This window comes from Inquilinus sp. CA228, from assembly GCF_052078665.1.
GTDB lineage: Bacteria > Pseudomonadota > Alphaproteobacteria > DSM-16000 > Inquilinaceae > Inquilinus.
In genome coordinates this window covers 21,811-47,865 of record NZ_JBQJIK010000057.1, presented here as the reverse complement: position 1 = coordinate 47,865, position 26,055 = coordinate 21,811, and the positions used below count along the sequence as shown (strand labels likewise).

18 protein-coding genes and 4 pseudogenes are annotated in these 26,055 nt (G+C 63.9%); 8 read left to right on the top strand and 14 right to left on the bottom strand.

Going from position 1 to position 26,055, the window contains the following annotated elements:
* Window positions 1–22: 22 nt before the first annotated feature.
* The 7 genes and pseudogenes from ACTOWL_RS25700 to ACTOWL_RS25670 form a co-directional block, all read right to left on the bottom strand.
* Window positions 23–172 carry a hypothetical protein gene (locus ACTOWL_RS25700; protein WP_441324134.1) on the bottom strand — a complete coding sequence of 50 codons (150 nt, stop codon included), beginning with the start codon at window positions 170–172 and terminating at the stop codon, window positions 23–25.
* A gap of 459 nt (window positions 173–631) precedes the next feature.
* Complete coding sequence (locus ACTOWL_RS25695; protein ID WP_441324133.1) at window positions 632–2,365, bottom strand: calcium-binding protein; 1,734 nt, start codon at window positions 2,363–2,365, stop codon at window positions 632–634.
* A gap of 676 nt (window positions 2,366–3,041) precedes the next feature.
* A pseudogene (locus ACTOWL_RS25690) lies at window positions 3,042–3,236 on the bottom strand (IS701 family transposase); the annotation flags it as partial.
* Window positions 3,237–3,424: 188 nt separating this feature from the next.
* On the bottom strand, window positions 3,425–4,804 hold the full coding sequence (locus ACTOWL_RS25685) for an amino acid permease (protein WP_441324132.1): 1,380 nt from the start codon (window positions 4,802–4,804) through the stop codon (window positions 3,425–3,427).
* 181 nt (window positions 4,805–4,985) lie between these two features.
* A complete protein-coding gene (locus ACTOWL_RS25680) occupies window positions 4,986–7,679 on the bottom strand; it encodes a M10 family metallopeptidase C-terminal domain-containing protein (protein ID WP_441324131.1) in 2,694 nt (897 codons plus the stop codon).
* A 166-nt stretch (window positions 7,680–7,845) separates the two neighbouring features.
* A pseudogene (locus ACTOWL_RS25675) lies at window positions 7,846–8,013 on the bottom strand (hypothetical protein); the annotation flags it as partial.
* A gap of 303 nt (window positions 8,014–8,316) precedes the next feature.
* The gene (locus tag ACTOWL_RS25670; RefSeq protein WP_441324130.1) at window positions 8,317–8,478 is read right to left on the bottom strand and encodes a hypothetical protein; all 162 of its coding nucleotides are present in this window, start codon (window positions 8,476–8,478) and stop codon (window positions 8,317–8,319) included.
* A 545-nt stretch (window positions 8,479–9,023) separates the two neighbouring features.
* Here ACTOWL_RS25670 and ACTOWL_RS25665 point away from each other — a divergent pair.
* The gene (locus ACTOWL_RS25665; RefSeq protein WP_441324129.1) at window positions 9,024–10,544 is read left to right on the top strand and encodes a transglycosylase SLT domain-containing protein; all 1,521 of its coding nucleotides are present in this window, start codon (window positions 9,024–9,026) and stop codon (window positions 10,542–10,544) included.
* 654 nt (window positions 10,545–11,198) lie between these two features.
* On the opposite strand, the pseudogene ACTOWL_RS25660 reads toward ACTOWL_RS25665, so the two are convergent.
* Window positions 11,199–11,708: pseudogene (locus tag ACTOWL_RS25660) on the bottom strand (transposase); the annotation flags it as partial.
* Between the two features lie 139 nt (window positions 11,709–11,847).
* Here ACTOWL_RS25660 and ACTOWL_RS25655 point away from each other — a divergent pair.
* A pseudogene (locus ACTOWL_RS25655) lies at window positions 11,848–12,699 on the top strand (DDE-type integrase/transposase/recombinase); the annotation flags it as partial.
* Here the strand turns inward: ACTOWL_RS25655 and ACTOWL_RS25650 are convergent.
* Both ACTOWL_RS25650 and ACTOWL_RS25645 read right to left on the bottom strand, forming a co-directional pair.
* A complete protein-coding gene (locus ACTOWL_RS25650; protein ID WP_441324128.1) occupies window positions 12,677–13,000 on the bottom strand; it encodes a transposase in 324 nt (107 codons plus the stop codon). The pseudogene ACTOWL_RS25655 and the gene ACTOWL_RS25650 sit on opposite strands and share 23 nt — an antisense overlap.
* 19 nt (window positions 13,001–13,019) lie before the next feature.
* Window positions 13,020–13,322 carry a transposase gene (locus tag ACTOWL_RS25645; protein WP_441324127.1) on the bottom strand — a complete coding sequence of 101 codons (303 nt, stop codon included), beginning with the start codon at window positions 13,320–13,322 and terminating at the stop codon, window positions 13,020–13,022.
* 318 nt (window positions 13,323–13,640) lie between these two features.
* Between ACTOWL_RS25645 and ACTOWL_RS25640 the strand changes: the two genes are divergently transcribed.
* The 5 genes from ACTOWL_RS25640 to ACTOWL_RS25620 all read left to right on the top strand — a co-directional run bounded on the left by ACTOWL_RS25640 (window position 13,641) and on the right by ACTOWL_RS25620 (window position 17,690).
* A complete protein-coding gene (locus ACTOWL_RS25640) occupies window positions 13,641–14,720 on the top strand; it encodes a helix-turn-helix domain-containing protein (RefSeq protein ID WP_441324126.1) in 1,080 nt (359 codons plus the stop codon).
* A gap of 326 nt (window positions 14,721–15,046) precedes the next feature.
* Window positions 15,047–15,214, top strand: coding sequence for a hypothetical protein (locus ACTOWL_RS25635; protein ID WP_441324125.1), 168 nt, complete (start codon window positions 15,047–15,049; stop codon window positions 15,212–15,214).
* Between the two features lie 347 nt (window positions 15,215–15,561).
* Window positions 15,562–15,714: a hypothetical protein gene (locus tag ACTOWL_RS25630; RefSeq protein ID WP_441324124.1), complete on the top strand. Its 153-nt coding sequence runs from the start codon at window positions 15,562–15,564 to the stop codon at window positions 15,712–15,714.
* Window positions 15,715–16,118: 404 nt separating this feature from the next.
* On the top strand, window positions 16,119–16,307 hold the full coding sequence (locus ACTOWL_RS25625) for a hypothetical protein (RefSeq protein WP_441324123.1): 189 nt from the start codon (window positions 16,119–16,121) through the stop codon (window positions 16,305–16,307).
* A 147-nt stretch (window positions 16,308–16,454) separates the two neighbouring features.
* Window positions 16,455–17,690 (top strand): YcaO-like family protein, encoded by a 1,236-nt coding sequence (locus tag ACTOWL_RS25620; RefSeq protein WP_441324122.1) that lies wholly within the window; start codon window positions 16,455–16,457, stop codon window positions 17,688–17,690.
* A gap of 306 nt (window positions 17,691–17,996) precedes the next feature.
* Here ACTOWL_RS25620 and ACTOWL_RS25615 read toward each other — a convergent pair whose 3' ends face one another.
* The gene (locus ACTOWL_RS25615; protein ID WP_441324121.1) at window positions 17,997–18,371 is read right to left on the bottom strand and encodes a hypothetical protein; all 375 of its coding nucleotides are present in this window, start codon (window positions 18,369–18,371) and stop codon (window positions 17,997–17,999) included.
* Between the two features lie 378 nt (window positions 18,372–18,749).
* On the opposite strand from ACTOWL_RS25615, the gene ACTOWL_RS25610 reads away from it, so the two are divergent.
* Window positions 18,750–20,234: a DUF2252 domain-containing protein gene (locus ACTOWL_RS25610; RefSeq protein WP_441324120.1), complete on the top strand. Its 1,485-nt coding sequence runs from the start codon at window positions 18,750–18,752 to the stop codon at window positions 20,232–20,234.
* 194 nt (window positions 20,235–20,428) lie between these two features.
* Here the strand turns inward: ACTOWL_RS25610 and ACTOWL_RS25605 are convergent, their stop codons facing one another.
* The 3 genes from ACTOWL_RS25605 to ACTOWL_RS25595 all read right to left on the bottom strand — a co-directional run bounded on the left by ACTOWL_RS25605 (window position 20,429) and on the right by ACTOWL_RS25595 (window position 25,747).
* Window positions 20,429–20,695 (bottom strand): hypothetical protein, encoded by a 267-nt coding sequence (locus ACTOWL_RS25605; RefSeq protein ID WP_441324119.1) that lies wholly within the window; start codon window positions 20,693–20,695, stop codon window positions 20,429–20,431.
* Window positions 20,696–20,827: 132 nt separating this feature from the next.
* The gene (locus ACTOWL_RS25600; RefSeq protein ID WP_441324118.1) at window positions 20,828–23,854 is read right to left on the bottom strand and encodes a hypothetical protein; all 3,027 of its coding nucleotides are present in this window, start codon (window positions 23,852–23,854) and stop codon (window positions 20,828–20,830) included.
* Window positions 23,855–24,313: 459 nt separating this feature from the next.
* Window positions 24,314–25,747: an acyl-CoA dehydrogenase family protein gene (locus ACTOWL_RS25595; protein ID WP_441324117.1), complete on the bottom strand. Its 1,434-nt coding sequence runs from the start codon at window positions 25,745–25,747 to the stop codon at window positions 24,314–24,316.
* Window positions 25,748–26,055: the final 308 nt, after the last annotated feature.

Below are 26,055 nucleotides of genomic sequence, written 5' to 3'. Positions count from 1 at the left end.
GTTGGGAGCGGAGCAGATCTCCCTATTCCTTGCCCGCGGACGGGGCCGGCGTCTCGACCGGCCGCTCCGCCGCCGTTGTGACGGGAATGATGGGGCTCGGGCCCTTGAGAACCGAGAGCGTGGCACCGCTCGGTCGATTCGGAGCAACCACCTCCAGTTGACGCTTGATCATCTCTTTCTCCAATCAGGAATGCGGATTTGGACTGCGCCGCCATGCGTGTTCAGCGACACGCCACGACATCTAAATTTGAAGATAACCTTATCTTACGTCAATAAAGCTTTTCCTTATGCAAGACACAAATTGGGTAATACATGAAATATGCTTGTGCCATCGCATCCACTCATAAAAATCCTTACCTGACTTATCGCCATGGCCACGCCCGCTCTCGGCCGACCGGTCCGACCCCGAAAGCGCAACAGCCGCCGGCAGCGTGTCACCGACAGCCTGGAGAGATCAGAGGCCTGCCATTTCGGGGAGCGGATGATCCAGTCCGCGCAGTGCCCGGAGATCACCCAGATGGGGTGATCCCGCGGATCCTGGACAGACGAAGGTCATTGGAGTGGGGCTTGGCCGTCACCACCCGGCCGAGGTCAGCGGCCGGCCTTGACGGCCGGCCCCGGCTTCGTGGGCTCAGAGCACGAAGTCGCTGGCGTGGAGGTCGATCGTGCCGGTGAGCACGATCTCGAGGTCAGCCTGGCCGTCGCCGTCGACATCGCCCTGCACCACGGTGTTGCCGCCCTGGTGCTCGTAGCGCAACTGCCCCGCTACCCCGTCGGTGAACCTCTCCGTGCCGATGAAGGTGAAGTGTTGGCCGCCTTCCTTGGTGGTGTCGGCGTCGATCTGCGTCAGCCAGATCTCGTCCTCCCCCTGGCTGAAGTCCGTGATCACGTCGGCCTTCCCCGCCTCGCTGTCGCTCAGCGCAGAGAAGAAGAAGTTGTCCGAACCCGACCCACCGGTCAGGATGTCCTGTCCGGCCCCGCCTTCGAGCCAGTCGTGGTCGCTGCCGCCGTCGAGCACATCGGCGCCGTCGTTGCCATAGAGCAGGTCCTGGCTCTCCTGGCCCATCAGCACGTCATTGTCTGCGCCACCATGGAGCGAGTCACCACCCGCGCCGCCCTCGAGCACGTCATTGCCCGCATCGCCATAGAGGTAGTCGGTGCCGCCGCCGCCGGACATCCGGTCATGGCCATCACCGCCCAGGAGGCGGTTTCCTGCCTCGTTGCCGGTGATCCGGTCGTCCTGGCCCGAGCCGATGACCTCCTCGATCCCGATCAGAACGTCGCCCTCGGCGAGACCGCCCGAGCACCGGCCGCCCGACAGGTCGAGCACCACCCCGGCACTGCTGCCGCTGTAGTCGACCCGATCCGCCCCGGCCCCGCCGTCGATCCGGTTCGCCGCCTCCCCAGCGAGAAAGACATCACCATAGGCCGAGCCGACGACATTCTCGATGCCGGTCAGCACATCGCCCATGGCGTCGCCGCCCCAGCCACCGCCGGTCGCGAGATTGATCAACACGCCTTCGGCGCTGTCGACATAGGACGCCGTGTCCACCCCAGCACCACCGTCGATCTGGTCGGCACCGGCCCCGCCAATGAGCACATCGTCGCCTTCGCCGCCAAGGAGCACGTCATTGCCCTCTTCGCCGTCGAGCATGTCCGCGCCCTCGCAGCCATCGAGAAGATTCCCGGCGCCGTTCCCACTGAGCCTGTCGTTCAGGGCCGAGCCGACGACGTTTTCGATCGAGTGGTACAGAAGATCGCCCTCGGCCGCGCCGCCGGAGCCCATGCTGTAGAGCGGGCCATTGAGGCCACGGTAGTCGACAAGATCGATGGTGACCCCGTCATCGCTGTCGACATAGGACACCGTATCCACGCCGTCGCCGCCTTGGAGAACATCCGCGCCGCCGCCGCCGATCAGAATGTCATTACCACCGCCGCCCCAGAACACGTCGTTGCCGGCGCCGCCCGCCAGGATGTCATCGCCCTCGCCACCGAAGAGATCATCGTCGCCTTCCCCTCCGTCGAGGTTGTCATCGTCGTCCCCACCATCCAGAAAGTCGTCGCCATCGCCGCCATAGAGCTCGTCATTCCCCGCCTCGCCGGTGAGATAGTCGTCGCCATCCTCGCCGGAGAGATCATCATTACCGGCCTTGCCATAGATCTGGTCCCGGCCGCTGGTGCCCCGGAGTTCATCGTCGCCGTCGGTGCCGCAGATGATGTTCGGGCCTGTCGCCCCGCCTGGGTGGGTAGCGGCGGCACCGAGGATCGGCATGTCGGAACCAGCCGCATCGCCGAGCGTGATCTGGTCGTCGCCGGCATCGTACTGAGAGTTCACCATAGCTGCCGTCGATCCTGACTTGCGCATGCTCGTTCTCCAATGACAAGGGACGGCGCGCAGGCGATACAGACATGCTGAGGATTGCGCCGGATGAGCTCTACTAGATTGGCCGATACATAAGGTGGAGCTGATTTGAAATCAACGTATCTGAATAATAATTTTTATAGTATAACCAAAATTAATGTTTGGAGTTTTCTAAAACTATCGATGGCCCTATCAAAATTATGTGTGCGACGGGGCCGGAAGTCTGTTCTGGTGTCCGTGGTTACGCCGGTCGCTTCACAAGCCTGGTCATCCTCACATGTCGCGTTCGGCCCATGGCACGAGACATGGCTTCCTCCCCTCGTCGTTGGAGCCGTCCTAAATTGTGATGATACAGGCGTTCTGGCCGGGACGATCTGGAAATCGACCACACCATCGCCGGTTAATTCACCCTCCACCAGCATTTTGTCTGAGACCGTCACCTGATTTTACTGTGTTACAAACTCCGTGATCTTTGGATCGGATTGATCATCCGAGCACAGCATGGACATCGGGCTAGGCGGCGGACGATGGCTGCGGCCAGTCTTTGGCGCATTGTGGCGATCGAGTTGGGGATGTGCCGGGCGGTCCTGAGCGGGGGCGCCGCGGGGTCGGAAACCAGCTAGAAGGCGAGGCGCTAGGAGGCGCGCGGCGGCACGCGGTGCTGAGGGGGGAATGGTCCCCGGTCGGAGATCAGGAACCCGTAGGCGGCGATGCAGAGCAAGGCGTGATGGTGGAAGCCGCGCCCTTCAAAATGCCCGAGCCCGACTTCCTGCTTGAGCTCCTGATAATCGCGCTCGATGCGCCAGCGCAATTTGGCCAGATCGACCAGACGGGCAAAGCCGATGCCATCGGGCAGGCTCGCCAGCCAGTACTTCGGCTGCCTCGGAAACCGCGTTGCGCGTCCTCGCTTTTGCGGCGTCAGGTCACGACCGCATCTGAGTGGTGGGCTTCGCTTGCCGAAATCGATCCAGCCGTATTCCGCCGTCTTGACGGGCCCCTACGACGCCTACGAAGTGATCATCTCAAGAGCGGTTCGACGATGGCATCCATTCGCCGACAAGGTCAGATCGTCCGATGGCCAGAGACCAGGCGCCCCCTCGAGACGGCTCGTCGGCGGCAGAGATACGCCAGGAGAACGATGCCGACCGAGACCAAGCCGAGGATAAGCTGGGATCGTGTATCATTCTTGAACGCCATCGCTAGCAAGATCGCGGCCATCGCAGCCATGGTGAGGAGGGTGAGAACGGGATGGAACCACATCTTGACCCGCAGCCGCTCCGGTGGAATTCGCGGCCTCAATACCAGCTGAGATACGGCGATCATCAGATAGACAAACAGAATGATCGCACCTGAGGAGTTCAGCAGGAACAGGAACACGGTTTCCGGCGAGACATAGGCCATGACGGCGCCGAGATATCCGATCAAGCTCGAGGCCAGGATCGCCCGTACTGGAACGCCGCGCTTGGAGACAGCGATCAACTTGTGAGGCGCCTCTCGCCGGCCGGCAAGCACGAAGAGCATGCGCGATGCGGTGAACAGGCCGGAATTCAGACAGGACAGGATGGCCGTGAACACAACGGCGTTCATCAAATCTCCCGCCCAGCCGATGCCCATCCGCTCGAAAGCGGCGACAAAGGGGGAAACCCCCGGCACATGGCTGTCCCAGGGCAAGATTGCGGTCAGCAGAAAAACCGATCCAATGTTGAACAGCAGAACCCGGATGACGACAGAGCGGGTCGCCCTGATCACCGCGCGCTCCGGATCGGCAGTCTCTGCCGCGGCGATCGTGGCGACTTCAGCCCCGACCATCGAGAATATGGCGACCACGATGCCCGAGAAGAGCGCGCTACCTCCGTTTGGGAAGAGCCCGCCCGGCGGCGAGAGATTGGAGAGATCCATGGCATGGCCGGGCCACAGGCCAATGATGTACAGCGTTCCAAGTAGAATAAACACGCAGATCGTCAGAACTTTGATCCCAGCGAACCAATATTCGAATTCTCCAAAAGAGTGAACCGAATAGAGATTGGTTGCCGTCATCAGCAACAGGAGACCAAGAGACAGGATCCAGAGCGGAACCTCAGGCAGCCACACCTGCAGAATGCCGGCACCTGCCACCGCCTCGAAGCCGACGACCATGACCCAGAAGTACCAGTACAGCCAAGCAACAGTGAAGCCTGCCCAATCGCCCAAGGCCATCCGCGCATAGTCCGAAAAGGAGCCGGTCGATGGATGAGCGGCCGCCAACTCACCCAGCATTCGCATCACCATAATGACCACGATGCCGGTCATGGCATAGGCGAGGAATGCACCCGGCCCGACCTCTCCGATGACGGCACCGGATCCGACGAACAGTCCAGCGCCGATGACGCCGCCAATAGCGATCATGTTGATCTGACGCTGCTTCAAACCTGGCTGAAGCTGGCCTTTTGGATTGGAGAGCATTTCAGTTTCCCGGGTTTCCGCACTACATCGAATTATTCTGGCCTGGACCGGACCATGGGCGAGCCGCACCCGGTCTCGAAAAGGCCCTCGGCGGCCTGCGCCTCCGGCCGTCGGGAATGATGGTCCCTCTCGCTGGTGCGGCCCGGCACGACCGGCGCCAAGGCGAGTCTGCCGCTTCTCCTCACAGGCAGAAGTCGGTGGCGGTGAGGGGGTGGTCGGCGTCGACGGCGATGGCCAGATCCTCGGTCTTGTCGCCGTCGGTGTCGGCCAGCACGTATTGGGTCGCCCCCTTCGTCACCACCCGCACCTCCCCGGCGGTGCCGGTGAAGCTCGCATCACCGATGAAGCTGAAAGCCTGATCGCCGTTGCCGGCATTCCCGTCGGCATCGATCGCCGACAGGTCGATCCGGTCCCCGGAGGTGAAGTCGCGGATCGTATCCCGGACCGCCGCCGTGCTGTCGCCGACCGCGGTGTAGACGAAACGGTCCGATCCGGCCCCGCCCTTCAGGCTGTCGGCCCCGCCGCCCCCCGTCAGCACGTCGTCGCCTGCGCCGCCCCACAGCCCATTCACCCCGGCATCCCCGGTCAGCCGGTCGTTCCAGGCCGAGCCTATCAGCTGCTCGATCCCGATGAGGCTGTCGCCTGTCGCGTCGCCGCCTGAGGCAGCGCCGGCCGTCAGGTCGACCATCACCCCCGCGATGGAGCTGGCATAGCTCGCGGTGTCGATCCCCGTACCGCCGATCAGCTCATCCGCCCCCGCCGCCCCCTCGAGGATGTCGTTGTCCTCACCGCCCTCGAGCTTATCGTCCCCGGCCCCGCCATAGAGCTTGTCGTCCCCGGCCCCGCCATCAACCCGATCCCTGTCGCTCCCGGCATCCACCGAGTCCGCGCCGGCGCCGCCATGGATGGTGTCGATGCCGGCACCACCGACCAGTCGGTCGTCGCCGTCGCCGCCATCAAGGGTGTCATTGCCGTCTTCGCCGGACAGTACGTCATCGCCGCTGTGTCCCACGAGGATATCGCTGCCGAGCTCGCCGCCGATGATATTCCGCCCGTCGTCCCCGACCAGCGTGTCGTCATGGCTCGACCCGTACAGGTTCTCGATCTCCACCAGCACGTCGCCTTCGGCGTCGCCGCCCGCCGCCATCCCCAAACTCAGGTCCACCTTCACACCGGCCGACGAACCCTGGTAGTTGGCAAAGTCCGACCCCGACCCGCCGATCAGCACATCGGCCCCAGCCCCGCCGCGCAGTGTGTCGTCGCCGGCACCGCCATCGAGCCGGTTCGCGCCATTGTCTCCGATCAGCCAATCGTCCCAGGCCGAACCCTCGACATTCTCGACACCCTGATAGCTGTCGCTTTCGGCCGTGCCGCCGGCCCCCCGGCCGGTCTGCAGATCCGCGGTCACGCCCGCGGTGCTGTCGGCATAGGACACCGTGTCCTCGCCGGCGCCACCGTCGAGGATATCACCGCCGCCAATAACAGCGTCACCGCGGCCGCCGACAAGCAGATCATTTCCAGCACCGCCGCGGAGCGTGTCGCTGCCGTACCCTCCCTCCAGCCGGTTGGCACCGTCGTTGCCGATCAGTGTGTCATTCCGATCTGAGCCAATGGCATTCTCGATGTCGTGGTATTCGTCGCCCTCGGCATCATCGCCGGCCCCGCGACCAGTGCCGAGGTCGACCGTCACCCCTTGTCCACCAATCGCCACTGAACTGACGGCGTAGGAGACCGTGTCCACGCCCGCGCCGCCACGAAACACGTCCGCGCCTGCGCCGCCGTCGAGTACGTCGTCACCGTCACCGCCTTCAAGCGTGTCATTGCCGCCGCCACCGTGGAGCGTGTCGCTGCCCAGGCCGCCGTTGAGCAGATCGTCTCCATCCCCTGCGCCGGCGGTCCATGTGTGGCTGCCGCCCCAGAGCTCGTCATTGCCCGTGCCGCCGATGAGAGTATCGTTGTCGAAGCCGCCTTCGAGCCGGTTGGCGCCGTCATTGCCGATCAGCGTGTCCTTCCAGATTGAGCCAATGGCATTCTCGATGTCCTGGTACCGGTCGCCTTCGGCATCGCCATCAGATCCATAACCGGCCCCAAGATCGACGAACACCCCCTCGGCACTGCCGAAATAGGACGCCGTGTCGATGCCCGAACCGCCGTCGAGAAGATCCGCATCAATGCCGCCGACGAGCTCGTCATTGCCACCCCCACCATGTAGCTCGTCATTGCCCATGCCTCCGTCGAGCCGATCGTTCCCATCTTCGGTGTCGCCAGCCCACTCCTCGTCTCCCCCCCACAGCCGGTCGTCACCCTTGTCGCCAAGAAGGTCATCGGCGCCGTAGCCGCCTTCGAGCCGGTTTGCACCGTCGTCGCCGGACAGAGTGTCATCGCCAGAGGACCCTTCAAGATTCTCGATCCCATCATACTGATCGCCATCGGCGTCCCCCCCGATGCCATAGGTGTTTTCGAGATCGACGATCACCGGTTTGGCACTCTCGGCGTAGGAAGCGGTATCTATTCCCTCCCCACCGCGAATTGTGTCGGCGCCCGCGCCGCCATCGAGCACATCGTCACCAGAGCCGCCGTCGAGTATGTCCCTACCCTCGTGGCCGAAGATCTCGTCATCCCCGCCCGTTCCCTCCAGGCGATCGTCGCCGATGGTTCCATCGATGATGTCGAGGCTGCTCGTCTGGCGAGCACCGACATGGCCGCCGGCGGCACGACCGGGAGCAATAGCCGCGTGCTCATCGGGCCTCTCGCCGAACCGGGGCTCTCGCCCCGTCTCACCGCGCGCAATATCGGTCGTGCCACAGGATCGACCATCCCCGGCCCCGCCATCGAGCAAACCTGTCAGTTCCGCGCCCAACTGCCGCTTGGTCATAGTCGCTCACCGAGTAAGGAAATTTCCGCGCCACGCATTGCAGATGTTCTGCAGATCACCCAGAGCAGGCGCCGACCCCTGACGCGGAGGACATTTGGACATTTTCCAAAATATTTTCAATAGGGTTTCAATTAAAATTTGAAATTACCTGCTATCCCCACTTCAATTACATCAATTTATATTTATGAGATGTCACAATTCGACAGATTGCCTCTTCTCGTTCCTGATGGCTGTTGACCCTAAACGTTCCGCGCCCTGGAAGGGCGACCTTCTTGCCCTGCGCGGCGCCGTCGACGATCGCCTTGGAGACGGTATCAATGATCCGCCTGGCCGGGGCCTTTGTCCGTTCGCCGCGACTTGGCCGCCAGTTCGCAGGCGCTCACGATTGCGCCCGAAGCGCGTGCGAGACCCCTTCCCATGTCCCGCGCCCCTTCCGCATTCCGTTGAGCCAACCGCTTCCTCCCGGTTGTCGATCTCATTTCCCCGACGGAGGTGGCGGGTGACCGCGGATGGACTCGATGGCGCCGCCCGGGAATGGAGCGGCCGAAAGCAGGTTCGCGATGACGGGTAGAAGACCGGAGCGGCCGCTCGATGACGTCCGCGCGTGGCCGCACTGCCGCGGCGGCCACCGCGCCTGTCAATCGCGCCCACCCGATAGCACGGCCGCGACAAACCCGGTGAGCAAGACGCTTCCGACCACGGACATTGCCGCCGCCTCGCCGAGAAACAGATATACGACGGCGCTTGCCACCATGGCGATGGCAGGCGCCACCACAAAGGCGATCTGCAGTCGCGTCATCGAGACATCTCGCTTCATCAGTGAATTCTTGTGTCCGGATTCTCCACGCTCGCGACCGACCGAACGCGCCGTGACGTGAATAGTCCCAAGATCGCAATAGCATCCAATCCTCAGAGACTTTTTGCCACATGTTTTTCCATAACGAAAAATTATCGCATCAGAACTTTCCCTAATAGTTATAATTTTTTATTGCCGTAAATTACACCAAGCATTACCGTACGCATAACTTAGTTATGATTACAAGCAGAGCCGCGAGACAGATCTCGACCAACTGAGAAGGATGTCGCTTCCAAAGCCCTCGTTAGAGCCAATGGATCGTGGATGACTCGTCTCCCCAGTCTCTCTAACGGTTGGCCGCTATTCTGTGGCCTCTCGGCCAGAAATCGTCGGCGTGCTATGGCACGGCCGGAATGCGGTGTTTCATTTCTCCGATGCCCCTCCGATCTCAAAGGCCGCGGGACCATATCGCCGGGCCCCCGGGCCAAGTCTCCACCGCCCCGGATCCGGCCAGAAGAAAAATGTGGAATGGGCGCAGCCGAGGCCGGATGATGGAGGAAGACGTGATCTTGAGTCATGGCCATCGTGAATCCGGAGTCCCCCCTGGCCTTCTTCGCCGGTGGGTGGCGGCCGCGGCCGGCGTCCTCATGGCATGCGTCGTCATCTCCGGCTTCGCCACAGCAGCCGATCCGCCGATCGAAGGGCCCGAGTTCCGCCTGCCGAACATCTGGCAAGGCGATCTCGACGGCATGGCGCAGCGTCGGCTGATCCGCGTGCTGACCGTCTTCAGCAAGACCAACTACTTCCTCGATGGCGCCCAGCAGCGCGGCGCCACCTATGAGCTCGTGGAAGCCTTCGACGACTTCATCAACAGGACGATGAAGGCCAGCCGGACACAGCCCATCCGGGTCGTCATCGTCCCGGTCTCGCGCGATCAGCTTCTACCGGCGCTCGCGGCCGGGCGCGGCGACATCGCGGCCGCCAATCTGACCGTCAGCTCCGACCGGCAGGCAACGGTGAGCTTCTCCGATCCCCTGATCGAGCAGGTGAATGAGGTCATCGTCACCGGCCCTCTCTCGCCGGCGATCACCGGGATCGAGGACCTCGCCGGAATGACGATCCACGTCCGGCGATCGAGCAGCTATTGGCAGAGCCTGGAGACGCTCAACACCACCTTCGCGGCCCGCGGCCTGGCGCCCATCACGCTGTCGCCGGCGGACGAGGCACTGGAAGACGAGGATATACTCGAAATGGTCTCGGCCGGGATCCTCCCGCTCGCGGTCGTCGACGATCATCTCGCCCGGTTCTGGGCCGGGATCCTCAAGGGTCTGGTGATTCATGAAGATGTGACGGTACATCGCGGCGGCGCGATCGCTTGGGCCGTGCGCAAGGACGCGCCGGAGCTGCTCGCTGCCGTCAACCACTTCATCCCGAAGGCCAAATACGGGTCGGAATTCGGCAACACCCTGGCGCGTCGCTATTTCAGGGACAACAAATGGGTCAGGAACCCAACCGCATCGGCGGATTTCCAGCGGTTCCGGGCAGCCGCCGCTCTGTTTCAACGCTACGCCGCGGATTACGACTTCGACTGGCTGATGATAGCGGCCCAAGCCTATCAGGAATCGGGACTCGATCAATCAGCTCGCAGCCGTGTCGGCGCCATCGGCGTGATGCAACTCGAGCCGGCCACGGCGGCGGATCCGAACATCGGCATCCGTGACATCTCAGACCTGGACGACAACATCCACGCCGGAACCAAGTATCTGCGCTTCCTGGTCCAACAGCATTTCAACGATCCGGCCATCAATTCGCTGAACAGAACCCTCTTCGCCCTTGCCGCCTACAATGCCGGGCCAAGCCGCATCGACCAGGTGCGCCGCCAGGCTGCGTCGATGGGGCTCGACCCCAACCGTTGGTTCGGCAATGTCGAGCTGGCAGCCGCCCATGCGATCGGGCGAGAGACCGTCGTCTATGTCAGCAACATCGCCAAATACTACTACGCCTACCGCCTCGCGCTCGAGGAGCTGGAACAGAAGAAGGCGGCCCAGTCCCAATCGGACCAGGAGTGAGCGTCCAAGGTCGCCGATGCAGCGCCGACGGCGCGCGCGCCCGAGCCGACGGGCGTCGGCATAATGGATTTTCCCGCCCACACCCCTCCGTCGAAGTCATCGGTGATCTCACACGGTCGCCGTCTGCCGAATGGCGCCCATGACTGGATCGTCTTCCTCAAGTCGCGCGCCCGAGCCGCCGCTGTCCTCCGGAATGAGCTGGACGCAGGACTCCAAGAAGGCAATCGCAACCGCTGCTATGATCGCGGATCTTCGACCGACAGCCGCAACGCCGTCCCCCTGCTTGAGAACAACAGGTCGGAAGAGGTGAGACGTCCGAACGGTAGGCGCTGTGGGTGTCGTAAGCAGACCGGACCAGAATCGCGTCCCCCAACACGCGATCGGGAAGCGCTCCTGGAGCCGATCGTCAAGGCGAAGTTCCGCCATGCCTCACACAGGTCCGCCCCGGACGAAGCCCCTCTGGCTCCGGAGCATATCGGCTAGCGCGGATATCTCACCACGTGTGGAGCGGGTTGGTTGGTCGGGCTGGAGGCGGAGGGATTTCGGCGAGAGCGGCGGATTTTCCGGGGAGTTGACGGATTTCGGTCACGGCTGGTCGCCGCCGTTAGTGGCGGTGGTGTTCGAGCTGATGTGGCCTCTGCGCTGTCTGGTTCGTCAGCGCCGTGCGGCGTCCAGGAAGGCATGGGCGAGCCCGAACTCGTGGTTGTAGGGGCTGCCTGAAGCCATGGCGAACTTGATCCGTCGTACGCTGGTGGTGACGAGCGCACCGATCTTGAGGAGCTTCAGGCGGATGGTGCCGCAGGTGGCTTGGGCGAACTGGGTGTGGCGCAGCCTGATGCGGCGCAGGGCGGCGAGCAGGACATAGGCCATGGAAGCGAACCAGAGGCCGTTGCGGACGAGACCGAACAGGTAATCGACCGCATGGCTCTCGCACCACGCCATGAGGCCCTCCCGGCAGAAGCCGCTGTCGGCGCGCAACAGGATGCGCACCCGGGGCCAGCGGCGCCGGATCTGGGCCACGAGGCGGGCGACCTCCTCGACCGCTCCCGCCGCCGCGTCGATGTTCGAGCGCCGGAGCTTCGCGGCCAGCAGATGGCGGCCGCAGAACACATAGAGCGGCAGGTAGCAGTAGCCGCCATAGTAGCCGTGGAAGAACCGGCCTTCCCCCGCTTTCGTGTTTGGTCCCGGGAGATTGGTTGAATGGATTTGGTGTAGAACGGGGCGTCGGGCATGTCAGGGAGAGGCTCGGATGGAGCTGAAGCTGCACGCCAACGCCACCACCACCCCGAAGATCCGGGCCTAAATCCAGGCGAGCGCCCAGCCGGTCGCCGCCTTGGCCGCGGAGCTCGGAGTGAGCGAGACCACCATCCGCCGCTGGCGCGGCCGCGACAGCGTCCGGGATCGCCCGCACACGCCGAAGCGGCTGACCACCCGCCTGACAGCGCTGGAGGAGGCGCTGATCTGCGAGTTGCGCCGCATCCTGGCCCTGCCGCTCGACGACATCGTCGAGGTGATGCGCCGCTGTGTGCGCCCCGACCTGTCGCGCAGCGCCATCCATCGCTGCCTCCGCCGCCACGGCCTGAACCGCCGGCCCAAGCCCGACACGCCCCCGGTCGGCGCCTTCGAGCACGCCACCGTCGGCTTCATCCACATCGACCTCAAGCACCTGCCCGCCCTCCAGCGGCAGAAGAGCTACGCCTTCGTCGCCATCGACCGGGCCACCCGCTACGTCTACCTGGAGGTCCACCCCCGCCGCGACGCCGTCACCGCCGCTGCCTTCCTGAAGCGCTTCCTGGCCCACTTCCCATACCCGGTCCACACCATCCTCACCGACAATGGCAGCGAGTTCACCGACCGCTTCGCCGTCGACATGATCGACAAGCCTGACGGCAAACCCTCCGGACGCCACCCCTTCGACCGCATCTGCAAGCATCACCGCATCGCCCACCGGCTCACCAGGCCCTTCCGACCCCAGACCAACGGCCTCGTCGAGCGCTTCAACCGCCGCCTCGCCGAGGCCCTCCGCGGCCACCGCGCCGCCGCCCGCAACGGCGGCAAGAACAAGTTCGACAACCACCCCGAACGCGACGCCTTCCTCGAACGCTTCGTTGCCGACTACAATCGCACCCGCCTCAAATGCCTCGGCTATCACGCCCCGCTCGAGGCACTCTCCAATCTCCCGGGACCAAACACTTCCGCGGGGGCAGGCTCTGACGGCCGTGCAAGGGATCGTCGGTGGCGTCGAGATCGAGGATGATCTGCTTCGGCGCACGGGCATGCGCCTCCAGGAACAGATCGACCAACAGCCCTTCGATCGCCGCCGGATCATGGCTGATCTTGTGATAGCGCGATGGCTCCGGCCGGCTCAGCTCCAGCCGGTTCAGCGTCGATTTGCCGGCGACTGGCGCACAGCCCTTGCGCCGGGCCGTCAGTTTGCCGGCCAGCACCGCCAGCATCGGGTCGTGCCGCAGATCGTCATGATCGACCAGGTCTTCCCCCGGGTCCGGCTTCGCCGGCCCGAGGACAGGCTGCACCGAGCGCCAGGCCGAACACCCGCTGCCCGACCAAGGTGCGGACCTGATGCTCGATCAGCTCCGCGGCACGGGCATCCCGGAAGCACAGAGCGAACCGATCGACCAGCCGGATCGCTCGATCCGTCGCGCCGAGCAGCAAGCCGCCCGCATCCGACGTGATCGCTCCGCCATCGAACGAGGCCACCACCGCACGCCCTTCAACGGGTGCAAATCCAAACAGATCCGAGCTACACTCTGTCGGCATCGGGGAGCTCCTTTGATCCAAGATAAGTCGTTCTCGCAAAACAACTTTCTCAGATCCAAAGCCCCGATGCACCTGCTCTCTGTGAGAAATGCGGGCTAGTTCTCCCTGACGACAGGGGTCCAGTTCCGGAAGTCGCTTGATAGGCAGCTGGCCGCCGATGCGCCGGGGACATGCCAAGCATTCCGCCCGGGCCAAGCATTCGATTTGATGATTCTTGGTAACGTATCCATGCAATAGCTGCATTGGTAGGAAAAGGGTGCATCCTGATAGCCTGCAAATAAGGGCATATTTTAGTAAACCTTAGCCGTATGGGCAGCCATGGCTGATGCGAGTGACGGCTTCCACGAGGTTGCGAGCGGGATCAATGGCTTGGTTGATCCGCGGCTCTATTGGGAGCGGGTTTCGACCTGGGGATCCCAGGTCGGAATGCCCCCTTTCCGATTCGATATGCCGGACCCTCTGGTCCAGGAGTTCCGCAGTCGCCTGAGGCTGTTCGCTGGCGACAACGGCGCCCACTTCATCGACGGCTTCATGAACGCCGCGATAAGGCAGACAACGACGATCGATACCCAAGGCGAGGCGGTTGTTGTGGGTTATCTCAGCACTGGTCGTCTCTTCATTGAACACAATCGAAACGATATAACATCATTACAAGCAGGAGATCTCTTCGTCTCGGACTATGGACGGCGCACTCAGATGTATTGGCATCCAAACTACTTTCACTACTTGACAATACCTCGAAAATCTGTCGAAGCAACCCTCGGCCGACGGGTAACTCATCTGCTCGGCAACAATGGCATTAAAAAGATACCGGATGAAGGATTAGCGCCTTTCCTTCGTTCACAGCTGCAAATGCTATCGAGACGTGGCCGGATTCTCAACGTCTATGAGCGGGCCGCTGCCTTGACCACTTTGGCGGACATGGCCATGGCCCTGCTGCAGCAACATTTCGGAAAGACCAAGAGCGATCGTACGCATGGAAATCCTGGCGTCTTTGCTGCGGCGAAGCGGTACATCGAACAGAACTATCATCGCCACGACCTGCACGTTGATGAGATAGCCGCGGCTCTGCGCTGTTCACGCACACAGCTCTATCGCGTCTTCAGCGAAAACGAGACGGCCATAGCGGAATACATCCGGGAGACCCGCTTGAAGCGGAGCCACCAGATCTTGGGGGCTCATGGAGGCGCCGATATTGCGGCAGTCGCCTATCTTTGCGGCTACACAGATCTCTCTGCATTCGGCAAAGCATTCCGGCGTCGTTTCCAGCAGTCGCCAAGTGAACGGCGAGGCCTGATTTTGCCACCGGAGCGCCGGCCACAGGCCGGCGCCTGGAATCCTCAGCCCCCCTCTGCCGAACCAGCGGATTCGATGCGGGACGGAACCGGTTCCCCCTGAGGGCGCCGACTCCTGATGGCCTGGCAATGCGGGCATGCGATCGTGCGATACCCGATGTTGACAGTGGAGAGATTCGGCGCCAGCCAGAATGACTGCTCGCGGGAAATCGAGATGCCCGCCCCTCCGGATATTCCCGCCCTCCGGCTCCGACAGGCTCATCGGTGGGTTTGGCCGCCGGCAAATATAGCCACAACGCGGCCAATCAATAACTCATGGACATCAATAGATCAATAAAATGCATTTTGCTTTTCTCCTTTACTTAAGATAAATAGCCATTGCCGAACTGTCTCTCGAATTGGTCTCATCATGCATTGGAGGACAACACCATGAGCCGCTTGGCCAGCAGCAGGATCACCGCTGCTCCCGTCAAGGATGCGCCTTTGCCCGTGAAAGGCTTCGCCGCCGTCGATCCCAGGAGGTTCGCAAGGAGCACGGACCAGGCTGCCGTCGTCTTGATGGAAGGAGAGAAGAGCTTTCTCGCGACTGTCAGCTGACGTCCCAACGACCTCCAAGGCGCGCCCGCGAGCAGCGGGCACGCCTTGACTGACAAAAAGGGCACTGCTGCTCGGATTGCGACGCGAGCCGAACGGCGTCGCAGACGGGGCTCATGATGTCCAAACGCGGTCGGTGGCGTTGTCATGTGGGTCGATGGCGAAAGACCGGGCCAGGTTGCCGGCGCGAATGAGCTTTTCCCTGCTCGGGCAGCCGCCTGTTGCTCCAGTTTCGATATGCGCTAGCGACCGTGAATTCGGAGACGGCGGCATACGTCGCCCTGACCTTGCACACCGGGCCGCATGGATGATCACATCCGTCCTCGCCCGTCGGTCCGGATACCGCCGCCATGCGCCGCATTCGCAGCAAGCTCGACAGTTTGCCTTGCAGCGAGATCGTCACCGGCGAGTGCCCTGCCGCTGCGGATCTCGTGGACGGCTCCGATCTGCCGGCAGCCGCTCTGAACAGAAGCGAGGCCGCCTTTCTCAGGACGATCTCCTGAGACCAATGAGGGTGGGCAGAACCCCGCCCACCCTTCGTCGTCCGTAACGAAACATCGGTAAGGTCACTGATTGCGTCGGCAGGATGATGCGTGGTCGGCCCTTGAAGGCGATGGCATGGGCCGACAACGGCCCGGAAAAGCCTCCATTCAGCTACCCCACATCAAGCCGTGGCCAGAGACCGATCCGGCAGGTTCCTCGACCAACTCGCCCCGCCGGGCCCGACCACCCAGAGGCCTCTCTCCATATCCGCTATATCCGCCAAGACGAGTGAAGCATAACCGATATGACATTCCAATATTATCACTATGAATTTTACATCCTCCTATAATATCATCATAGGATTTGTCGGGCATCTATCTCGGTTTTGCCTAGAATTGAACAATCAGAAATGGAGACTCTTGGTATGGTTCGCTTCCTCAGCAGCAACCACGGCGTCAAGGATTGCCTAGCCCGAAACAAGCTCGGCAGTCTGCTTTGCAGCGAGATCGTCGCTGGCGAGCGCCCTCACGCTGCGAATCTCGCGGACGGCTCCGATCTGCCGGCAGTCACTCTGAGCAGAAGCGAGGCCGCCTTCCTCACGATGATCTCCTGAGACAGATGGGGTGGGCAGAACTCTGCCCACCCCATCGGCCGTGACGGAACATCGGGCAGGACGATCGATCGCGTCGGCAGGATGAAGCGTGATCGGCCTTCGCTTCCCCTCCCGTGGCGGATCCGCCACTTTGGAAAGACTCGTCCTATGAACCCGACGGAACGCAGCCAGACCCTCGAGGCCGCCTACACCGGTGCGACCTCCTTCATCTATAATCGAGGCTGGACAGCCAACATCGCCATACAAGGCACTGGCCTTGTCACTTCACATTGCGACATCAGGGATCACGACGGCGACGTTCTCTCCAGGGGACAAGGCAAAGGCTTCCTCGACGAATCGATCGTCGGGGCGATGTATGAGGCTCTGGAGCATTTCTACAGCGACATCGAGATGATACACTCACCTTTCTTCCTCGTGCCCACCGAAGATTTGGCACGTGCGGACGGGATGCAGAATCTCCCCTTCCATGAAGCCTTGAGCTCGCAGAAAGCCGATGTCGCGTGCAGGAGGTTCAAGTCCTTCTATTCCGACTTACATGCCTTTATGCCTCTTTTCATGCTGACGCCGGACTACGGTATTTCCGTTGCCGCGATTCCGGGCGATACATTTGATCACGCCAGCGTCACACGATACTCCAACAACGGCGGAACCGCGATCGGCAAGACCTTCGAAGAGGCCTGCGTCCATGCCCTCGGCGAACTGATCGAGCGCGACGCGACCTCGCTGTTCATGCTGCAGCACTTCGTATCCCCCAACCGGACCTGCTCCGCGACGATCATTGAGCCGACGTCCCTCCCGGCAGAGCTCTTGGCCGATCATCGGACCGCGGAGGACCGCGTCGGCCAGCCGGTCATCCTCTTGGACGTCACGACAGACATCGACGTGCCGTCCTTTGTGGCAACGACCGCCAGGAAACGGGAGGAAGATGCAGTCTTTCACTACGGCGCGGGGAGCTCGCTGTCCCCGGCCTACGCGGCGCACCGAGCCTATGGGGAGCTGGTCCAGACGTCCGACCTGAGGCGCAGGTTCGACAGGGTATTGGACGAGGATCATATCGCTCTGCGAATGCTCGAACCATATCCGCGCCTCTCGGCGGCGGCAATGTTCCAGGTCGACACGAAGGCTCTTCGGTCCCGGCCTTGGGGGGCGCACGGCCACGCAAGCCTTGATCCTACGCAGACCCTCCGTGTGATCCTCGAGCACCTCTCCGCCAGCGGCATCGACGCCTATGTCTCGGTGAACTTCGAGGCCCCCGGGACCTGTTGCGTCGTCAGTTGCGTTTCCACCCTGCTCGAGCGCTTCCACCTCGTCAGCGCGGGTCATGTGGTGGTCCCAGGGCGCAGGGGACGCACGTTCTTCGCCGATTCCCCGGCCATGGACTGACCAGACCGCGCGATCAGGCAACGTCATACCAATAGACAGGCGACACCGCGACAGGAAGCCGGCACGGCCCGGCTGGGTGCCGGACGTGGAATGCCATCGATTGCCGGCATTCGGCAGCATAGGGATCAGCACTGGCCTGACAGCGAGGGAGTGACCCTTTGTCGGGCTCGACGCCCTCGGCCCCGCTCGCGCCGTCAGCTAAAAGATGGCTTCGGATGCCGGGTGACGTGCAGTGCCACGGCCAAGCGCCTGTGTCCCGGCGATCGCCCCCTTCGATGATAGCCTGTCCGGCAGCGCCGTCGGGCGTCAGCCGCTGATCTCTCGCTTGACCGCCGCTAGAGACGGCGAGAGAAAGCCGGGTCTGGCGCCGTCCGGGATCACGATACCGTGGTGCTCGAGCATCAATGCCCGAAAGTGCTGCCAGTCGTCCTCGGTCGTCGCCAACCGACGGCCCACGAGCCGGTCACGGCCCGGCCGCCAGAACTCGGCACGGCGATGCAGGATCTCGAAGCCGCGTCCGTCGAAGTGGCCGATGCGATGGCCTCCGCCATCGTCAATCCAGACGGTCCCGGGCGCGCTGACGATCTCCGCGCCGCTATCGGTCGCCCCCACGCGCACCAGCGGATTCACGGAGATGACGTTGTGCTCTGCCTGCATCATCGGCGCCTCGACATCAATCAACGATGTAAACTTATCCCGGACATATCAGCAAGAGAAGCTTAATTCTTAACAATCAATTCTACCAACCCAATTGTCATGATAATTTCAAGGAGAATTCCTCAACGTTCTATAGGCCAGACGACAGGATCTATGACCAATTTTTATGGATTGTACTCTGATCTCGGCGCAATCTCGGCTGTGTCACCATGACGGATGTCGATGACACCGGCTTCGACGGCGACGGGACCAAGCCGCCCCGTGCGGGCGCACGGCATCCGATGCTTCGCATTCGTTCAATCTCTCGACCCGTGGACGATCCGGCCGTAGCGACTGATGGCATCGGGCACAGGTCCGGCGCGGCGCGTCTGACGCAGCCGTCCAAAACCTCGGCGGGAGGGCGTGCCGCTGGACCTGGTGGCCTGGTCGCCCGCCCAGGTCACGCTCGGCGCCGTGGCCCGGCCTTCGGCGAAACCAAGGCCCGACAACAGACGTGAACTGAGGCCAACAATGCAGGAGATCACGATCCCGTCTCGCAGCGAACGCTTTGCCGCCGGCAAGGCGCTGCGGACAGGCTGCCCCCGCTCCAGCCATGCCGATCCCGCACCGCAGAGCGATCGCGACCCCATCCATCTGATCGAGCGATCGAACCGGAACCGGCTGGAGAACCTCGTGCCGGTGCGGCACGAGCGAATGCTTGAATCGCCCTTCGCCTTCTTCCGCGGCACGGCACTGATCCAGGCTCACGACCTAGCCCGCACCGCGCGTTCGGGCATCATCGTTCAGGCCTGTGGCGACGGCCATCTGCTGAACTTCGGCGGTTTCGCCACGCCTGAGCGCAACCTGATCTTCGATCTCAACGATTTCGACGAGACCTTTCCAGCTCCGTGGGAGTGGGACGTGAAGCGGCTCGTCACGAGTGTGGTGCTGGCGGCCCGCTGGCGCGGGATGAGCACGGTCGAAGCCACGGCCGCTGCGGCCGAAAGCGTCGCCGCCTATCGGCAGGCGATGGCAGGCTATGCACAGATGAAGACGCTCGACCTCTGGTATCACGCCATCGGTCTCAAGGAACTTCGGGCCGATGCCAAGGGCGATAAGCCGATTGCCGATGCCTTCGATACCCTGATCGCCAAGGCGGCGGGCCGCACCTCCAGCACGGTGTTCCAGAAGCTGACTCGCGACGCAGAGGGAATGCCGCGAATGGTCGACGCACCCCCGCTCCTGTACCATCCGGATTTACCCGATGCCGAGATCCTGAAAATCGCCGAACCCTTCTTAAAGCAGTATCGCAAGACGCTTTCCGGTGATCGACGGGTGCTGTTCGATCGCTGGGCGCTGGTCGACACCGCCTATAAGGTGGTTGGGGTGGGTAGCGTCGGCACGCGCTGCCTCGTCGTGCTGATGATGGCGGCCGGCGACGACCCGCTGTTCCTGCAGATCAAGGAGGCGCGATCCTCGGTGCTCGAGGGCTATGCCGGCAGGTCGCCCTGGAAGAACCACGGCGAGCGCGTGGTGACGGGTCAGCGGCTGATGCAGGCGGCGAGCGACGTCTTCCTCGGCTGGTCGCGCGGGCCGGCGGGCCGCGACTTCTACATCCGCCAGCTGCGCGACATGAAGGTTGCCTTCGATATCACCACCCCCGGTGCCCGCCTGTTCCAGCACTATGTCGCCTTGTGCGGCCGGGCGCTGGCGCGGGCGCACGCCAAGGGCGGCGACGCCGCCATGATCGCCGGCTATCTCGGCGGCAATGACGCCTTCGTGGAGGCGGCGGTGCGCTACGGCGTGGGCTATGCCGATGTCGTCGAACGCGACTACGAGGGCTACGTCCGCGCTGTGCGGACCGGGCGCCTGCCGATCCGAGCCGACGCCGAGGAGCTGGTGCGCTGACCATCAGCGCCCGTTCGCCCCCGCCATCCCCGGCCAGCACATCGCCCCAGGCCGAGCCCATCACCTGCTCGATCCCGGTGAGGTTGTCGCCCGCGGCATCGCCGCCCGAGACGGCGTCGGCCGCCAGGCCGACCATCACCCCGGCGCTGGAGCTGGCATAGCTCGCCGTGTCGATCCCCGCACCGCCGATCAACTCATCCGCCCCGGCCCGCCCCCTCAAAGATGTCGTCGCCCTCTCCATAGAGCCTACCGCGGCCAGCGCTACCGTCGAGCCGATTGACGCCGTCGTCTCCGATCAGCCAATCGTCCCAGCCTGAACCCTCGACATTCTCCACGCCCAGATACGTGTCGCCCTCTGCATCACCGCCGAAGCCTTGGCCGAACAAGGGATTGGCGATGACACCTTCAGTGCTGTCGGCATAGGAGACCATGTCGTTGCCGCCGCCGGTCCGCGTCAGCACCGCCGGAGAAATCGTCGGTGCTCCCAAGACCAAAGATCGAGTCGTCTCCGTCGGTTCCCGCGAGGCGACCACCGCCCTCGGTTTCATGAGGACGGTCCGACGGCAAAGCATCGCGATGAGAAAGTGCCCGCATCAAAGGATGAAATCGTCGGCCTTCAGTCCGATAGAGCCTTCAAGCCTGATTTCGAAATCGGCTTCCTCATCTCCATTCAGATCGCCGCTAATGACAGTGAACCCCTCATTCCCGTAGGCGTAGCACAGCTCTCCTGCCTGACCACTGAACCGATCTCCACCGATGAAAGTGAAGGCAGTGTCGCCATTTTCGGCATTGCCATCCGCATCGATCTGCGACAGGTCGATCTTGTCATTTTCGGCTTGATCGAAGTCCTGGACGCGGTCGCAGGTCTCGCCCGGCCGGCTGTCGTTCATTGTCGTGTAGACGAAACGGTCGGCACCAGCACCGCCCTCAAGCACATCGCCATCGGCGCCGCCATGGAGCGCGTCGGCACCGTCGCTGCCGCTCAGGCGGTCCACACCCGCCTTGCCGAAAAGTACATCGTTGCCGTCATCGCCGGAGAGCCAATTGGCACCGCCGTCGCCGATCAGCCTGTCATTATGCGCCGACCCTACGACGCGCTCGATGTCTTGGTAGATGTCCCCCTCGGCCGCGCCGCCGGCACCATGGCCGGTCTGGAGATCCACAGTCACGCCCGCGGCACTGTCGGCATAGGAGACTGTGTCCATACCAGCCCCGCCTTCAAGCGTGTCAGCGCCGAGTCCGCCCAGAAGCACATCGTCGCCTGCGCCGCCCCAGAGCGCATTTGCCCCGGCGTCCCCGATCAGCACGTCACCCCAGGCCGAGCCGATGACATTCTCGATCCCGACCAGCACATCCCCCTCCGCGTCGCCGCCCAGGGTCACGCCACCACCGAGATCAACCCACACCCCAACCGTCGACCCGGCGTAGGACACCGCGTCCACACCCGCTCCGCCCTCGATCCGGTTCGCCGCAGCGCTGGCGACGATCGCGTCGTCATGGGCCGAGCCCAGGACATTCTCGATCCTGACCAGCACGTCGCCCTCGGCATCCCCACCAAGGCCGCGGCCACCCGAGAGATCCACGGTCACGCCCGCGGCGCTGCCGCCGTAGGACACCATGTCATTGCCGGTACCCCCTTCGATCCGGTTCGCCGCGGCGCTGGCGACGATCACATCGTCATAGGCCGAGCCCGCGACATTCTCGATCTCGACCAGCACGTCGCCCTCGGCATCCCCACCATGGCCTTCGCCGGTTGCGAGATCGACCATCACCCCTGCGGTGCTGTTGGCATAGGACACCATGTCCACACCCGCTCCGCCCTCGATCCGGTTCGCCGCGGCGCTGGCGACGATCGCGTCGTCATGGGCCGAGCCCAGGACATTCTCGATCCCGACCAGCACGTCGCCCTCGGCATCGCCGCCATGGCCGCGGCGGCCACCCGAGAGATCCACGGTCACGCCCGCGGCGCTGCCGCCATAGGACACCATGTCATTGCCGGCACCCCCTTCGATCCGGTTCGCCGCGGCGCTGGCGACGATCACGTCGTCATAAGCCGAGCCGGTGACATTCTCGATCCCGACCAGCACATCCCCTTCGGCATCGCCGCCATGGCCGCGGCGGCCACCCGAGAGATCCACGGTCACGCCCGCGGCGCTGTCGGCATAGGACACCGCATCGGCGCCGGCGCCCCCTTCGATCCGGTTCGCCGCGGCGCTGGCGACGATCACGTCGTCATAAGCCGAGCCGATGACGTTCTCGATCCCGACCAGCACATCCCCCTCGGCATCGCCACCGCGGCCTTGGCCGGCGGCGAGATCGACCATCACGCCTGCAGCACTGCCGGCATAGGACGCGGTGTCCACACCTGCGTCGCCACAAAGCCTGTCCGCGCCGGCGCCGCCCTCGAGCCAGTCGGCACCGCCGTCACCAATCAGCACGTCGCCATAGGCCGAACCGATGACACGCTCGATGTCGCGGTAGCTGTCGCCTTCGGCGTCGCCGCCGGCGCCATGGCCGGCCGAGAGATTCACGCTCACGCCGCCGCCGCTGGCGCTGTAGTCGACCGTGTCCACACCAGCGCCGCCGTCGAGCACATCGCCACCGGCTCCACCGTCAAGCACGTCCTCACCCTCGCCGCCGTAAAGCCGATCGGCGCCACCGCCACCACGGAGCGCGTCGGCGCCGGCGCCACCCTCGAGCCGGTTGGCACCGCCGTCGCCGAGCAGCACGTCGTCGTGCTCAGAACCTTCCACATTCTCGATGTCGCGGTAGCTGTCGTCCTCGGCCGTGCCGCCGCGGCCGAAGCCGGCCCCGAGATCGACATGCACGCCCTCGGCACTGTCCGCATAGGACGCCGTGTCCTCGCCCTCCCCGCCGTCGAGCGCGTCCCGGCCGCCACCACCAGTCAGCAGGTCATCGCCCTCCCCACCGCCGAGCCAGTTGGCACCGTCGTCGCCGATCAGCACATCGTCATGGTCTGAGCCCCCGACATCCTCGATGTTCCGGTAGGTGTCGCCCGCGGCCGTGCCGCCGGCACCGCGGCCGGCCTCGAGATCCACGACCACACCTTGAGTGCTGCCGGCATAGCCGACCGCGTCCCGCCCCGCACCGCCGTCGAGCGCGTCCGCCCCGCCGCCGCCGAACAGTGTGTCGGCTCCGTCACCACCCATCAGCCGGTTCCCGCCGTCGTCGCCGATCAGCACATCGTCATGGCTCGAGCCGACGACATTCTCGATCCCGACATAGCGGTCGCCCTCGGCATCGCCGCCATGACCTTCGCCGGCTCCGAGATCGACGATCACGCCCCGGCCGCTGCCGACATAGGACACCGTGTCCACACCCGACCCGCCGTCGAGCCGGTCGGCCCCGCCGGCGCCGTGCAGCACGTCGCCGCCGCCGCCGCCGGACAGCGTGTCGGCGCCGTCGCTGCCGAAGAGCACATCAGCGCCCTCGGCACCCTCCCGGATGTCGCTGGCGCCGGACCGGATCCAGAGGCCGGGCTCCACCGCGGTCCGGCCGGCTCCTTCGCCGGAGCCCGCCTCCCGCCCCCGCTCGCTGACCGCGGCGCCGGTCGCACGGAAGCGGCCGTCCTCGGCCAGGCCATAGAGCAGTTCCGTCAACGCCGCATCCGGCCGATACCTGGTCATGATCACACCCGTGGTGAGGACAGGCCCGCGCCCAGTGAATGCCGGCATCGCAATGCCTGCCGAGCGCAATCCTGCTACTGATTGAGTTGCCCATAATCTAGAAGGAGACTGAGATAGATTCAATATAGATATTAAAGTATTTTACAATTACTTACATAAAAAATATACATTACTTCTACTCATACTCCTGCGCCCGCTCACGGCAATTCGGCTAGACAGAACGGCGCAGCCGACGCCTGCAGCGCCTCAGCCGATGCCCGTGCCGGCGCAGACTGATGACCTCAATGCTGTCGATCCGGGCAAGCGCTACGCACCGTCGTGGTCACTCCTCGATATGCCCGATCAATGAGGGCCTGCGAGAGGACCGGAGTGACGAACCGTCTTGAACCGCGAGAGCAGCTCGGATCGGGGTGCCGATCATCACCGTCGGGATCACAACTTCAACCCTGCGTCCGATAGCCAGTCGGATGCGGGATAGCTCCAGGGATCGGCACCGATGAGAGAACAGGCCACGAGTTCGCGCAGCCGGTCATTGGGGAGGCCCGAAGGGATGTTGCCGAGCGCGTCGCGATACAGCCTCTCGATCGGATACTCCGCGGAGTAGCCGCGGGCTGCGTGGAGCCGCATTGCGGCATCGCAGACCCGGACGGCCATTTCCGACGCATAGATCTTCGCCATCATGAGCAGGTCTCGTGCCGGCTGCCCGCGCCCTTTGCGCCAGGCCGCATCGAGAGTGAGAAGGCGCGCCGCCTCAAGCTCCGCCTGCATGTCCGCGAGCCGGACCTGGACAGCCGGCAGGTGGGCGATCGGCCGGCCGAAGGCCTTTCGCTCGCGGACGAAGTCGATGGATCCGGCCAAGGCCGCACGCGCGATCCCGACGGCGCTCGCGGCCTGGAGCACGTGCCCCCAGCCTATGGCGTCAAGCGCTCGGCCGCTATCCACAGGACCAATGACATCCTCCTCCGCAACCTCGACGTCATCGAAGCGGAGGCCGCCCCACGGCATGCCGCGCAGCCCCATATGTGCGGTCGTGGTGCGGTGGATCCCAGGACGGTCGAGGTCGAGGACGATATAGTGCACGGGACCTGCGGACGGCGCGTCCCGACGGCGCGCCGTGAAGACCCCGACATCAGCGATAGGACCGTTGCTCACCCAAGGCTTCTCGCCCTTGAGCACGTAGCGGCTGCCGTTCCGGACCAGCGTCGTCCGGTCGGCATCCGGATCGCAACCGGACTCCGGGCCGATGATGCCGAAACATCCCACGACTTCCCCCGCGATCAAGGGGCGGAGCCAGCGCCGATGATGCTCCGGCGTGCCGAGCTCGTGAAGGAGCTTGCCGCACAGCGCAGCGGAAATCGTGGCGCTCCATGCCGTGCTGGCACAAGCGCGCGCCAGCGTCTCGATGGCGAGAGCTATGCCGACGCCATCGGCTCCAACGCCCCCCAATTCGGGCGGATGAAATAGGCGCGCAAAGCCGAATTTTGCCAAATCACGGGACGTTCTCGCAGACAGGCTGGCGGAGCGGTCGACCTCGGCAGCCCTCGGGGCGATGCGCTGCCGGCAGAGCCGGCCAAGACGCGTCAGGTAGCGCCTCTGCCTGGCGCTCAACGAGATATCCATGAAATGGCCTTCAGGGGCAGGTCGAAGCCGAGGCCGACCAGTTGGATGGTGATCCTCGCGCTTGTGGTTCGGCGCGAGGATCTGCATGAGCTTGGAACTTCCTCTCTGCACCGCGCTCGACGCCAAGTTCAACCGCTCGCAGACGGTGAGCACGAGCACGGTCTTGGCGGCGAGACCGATCGCCGCCGCAGCGGTGACCCCGCGTTGCCCATTGGCTTCGAACTCGCGGTGCAGTCTTCGGCCCAAGGCCTCCGTTTCGGGCTGGCCATCGAGCCAGGCATCGATCCCGGGCCGGATCGCAGGTCGGCCGTAACCAGTTCCGCCTGTCCCGGCCACCGGTACGAGTACGCACGGAACGCCGGTGCGGCGGAGCAGAATGCCTTCCTCCCGCTGCCGGTCGTCCTGCCAGACCTCCCAGCTCGACGTCGATCACCCGCCATTCCCACCGGAGCTTGAGGAGCGGATCAGGCTTGCGGGCCGCCGCCCGACAATGATCGTCGCGTCGTCCAGGGTGTCGCTCGTCACCACGACGCCCCGCGGTCCCGTCGAACAAG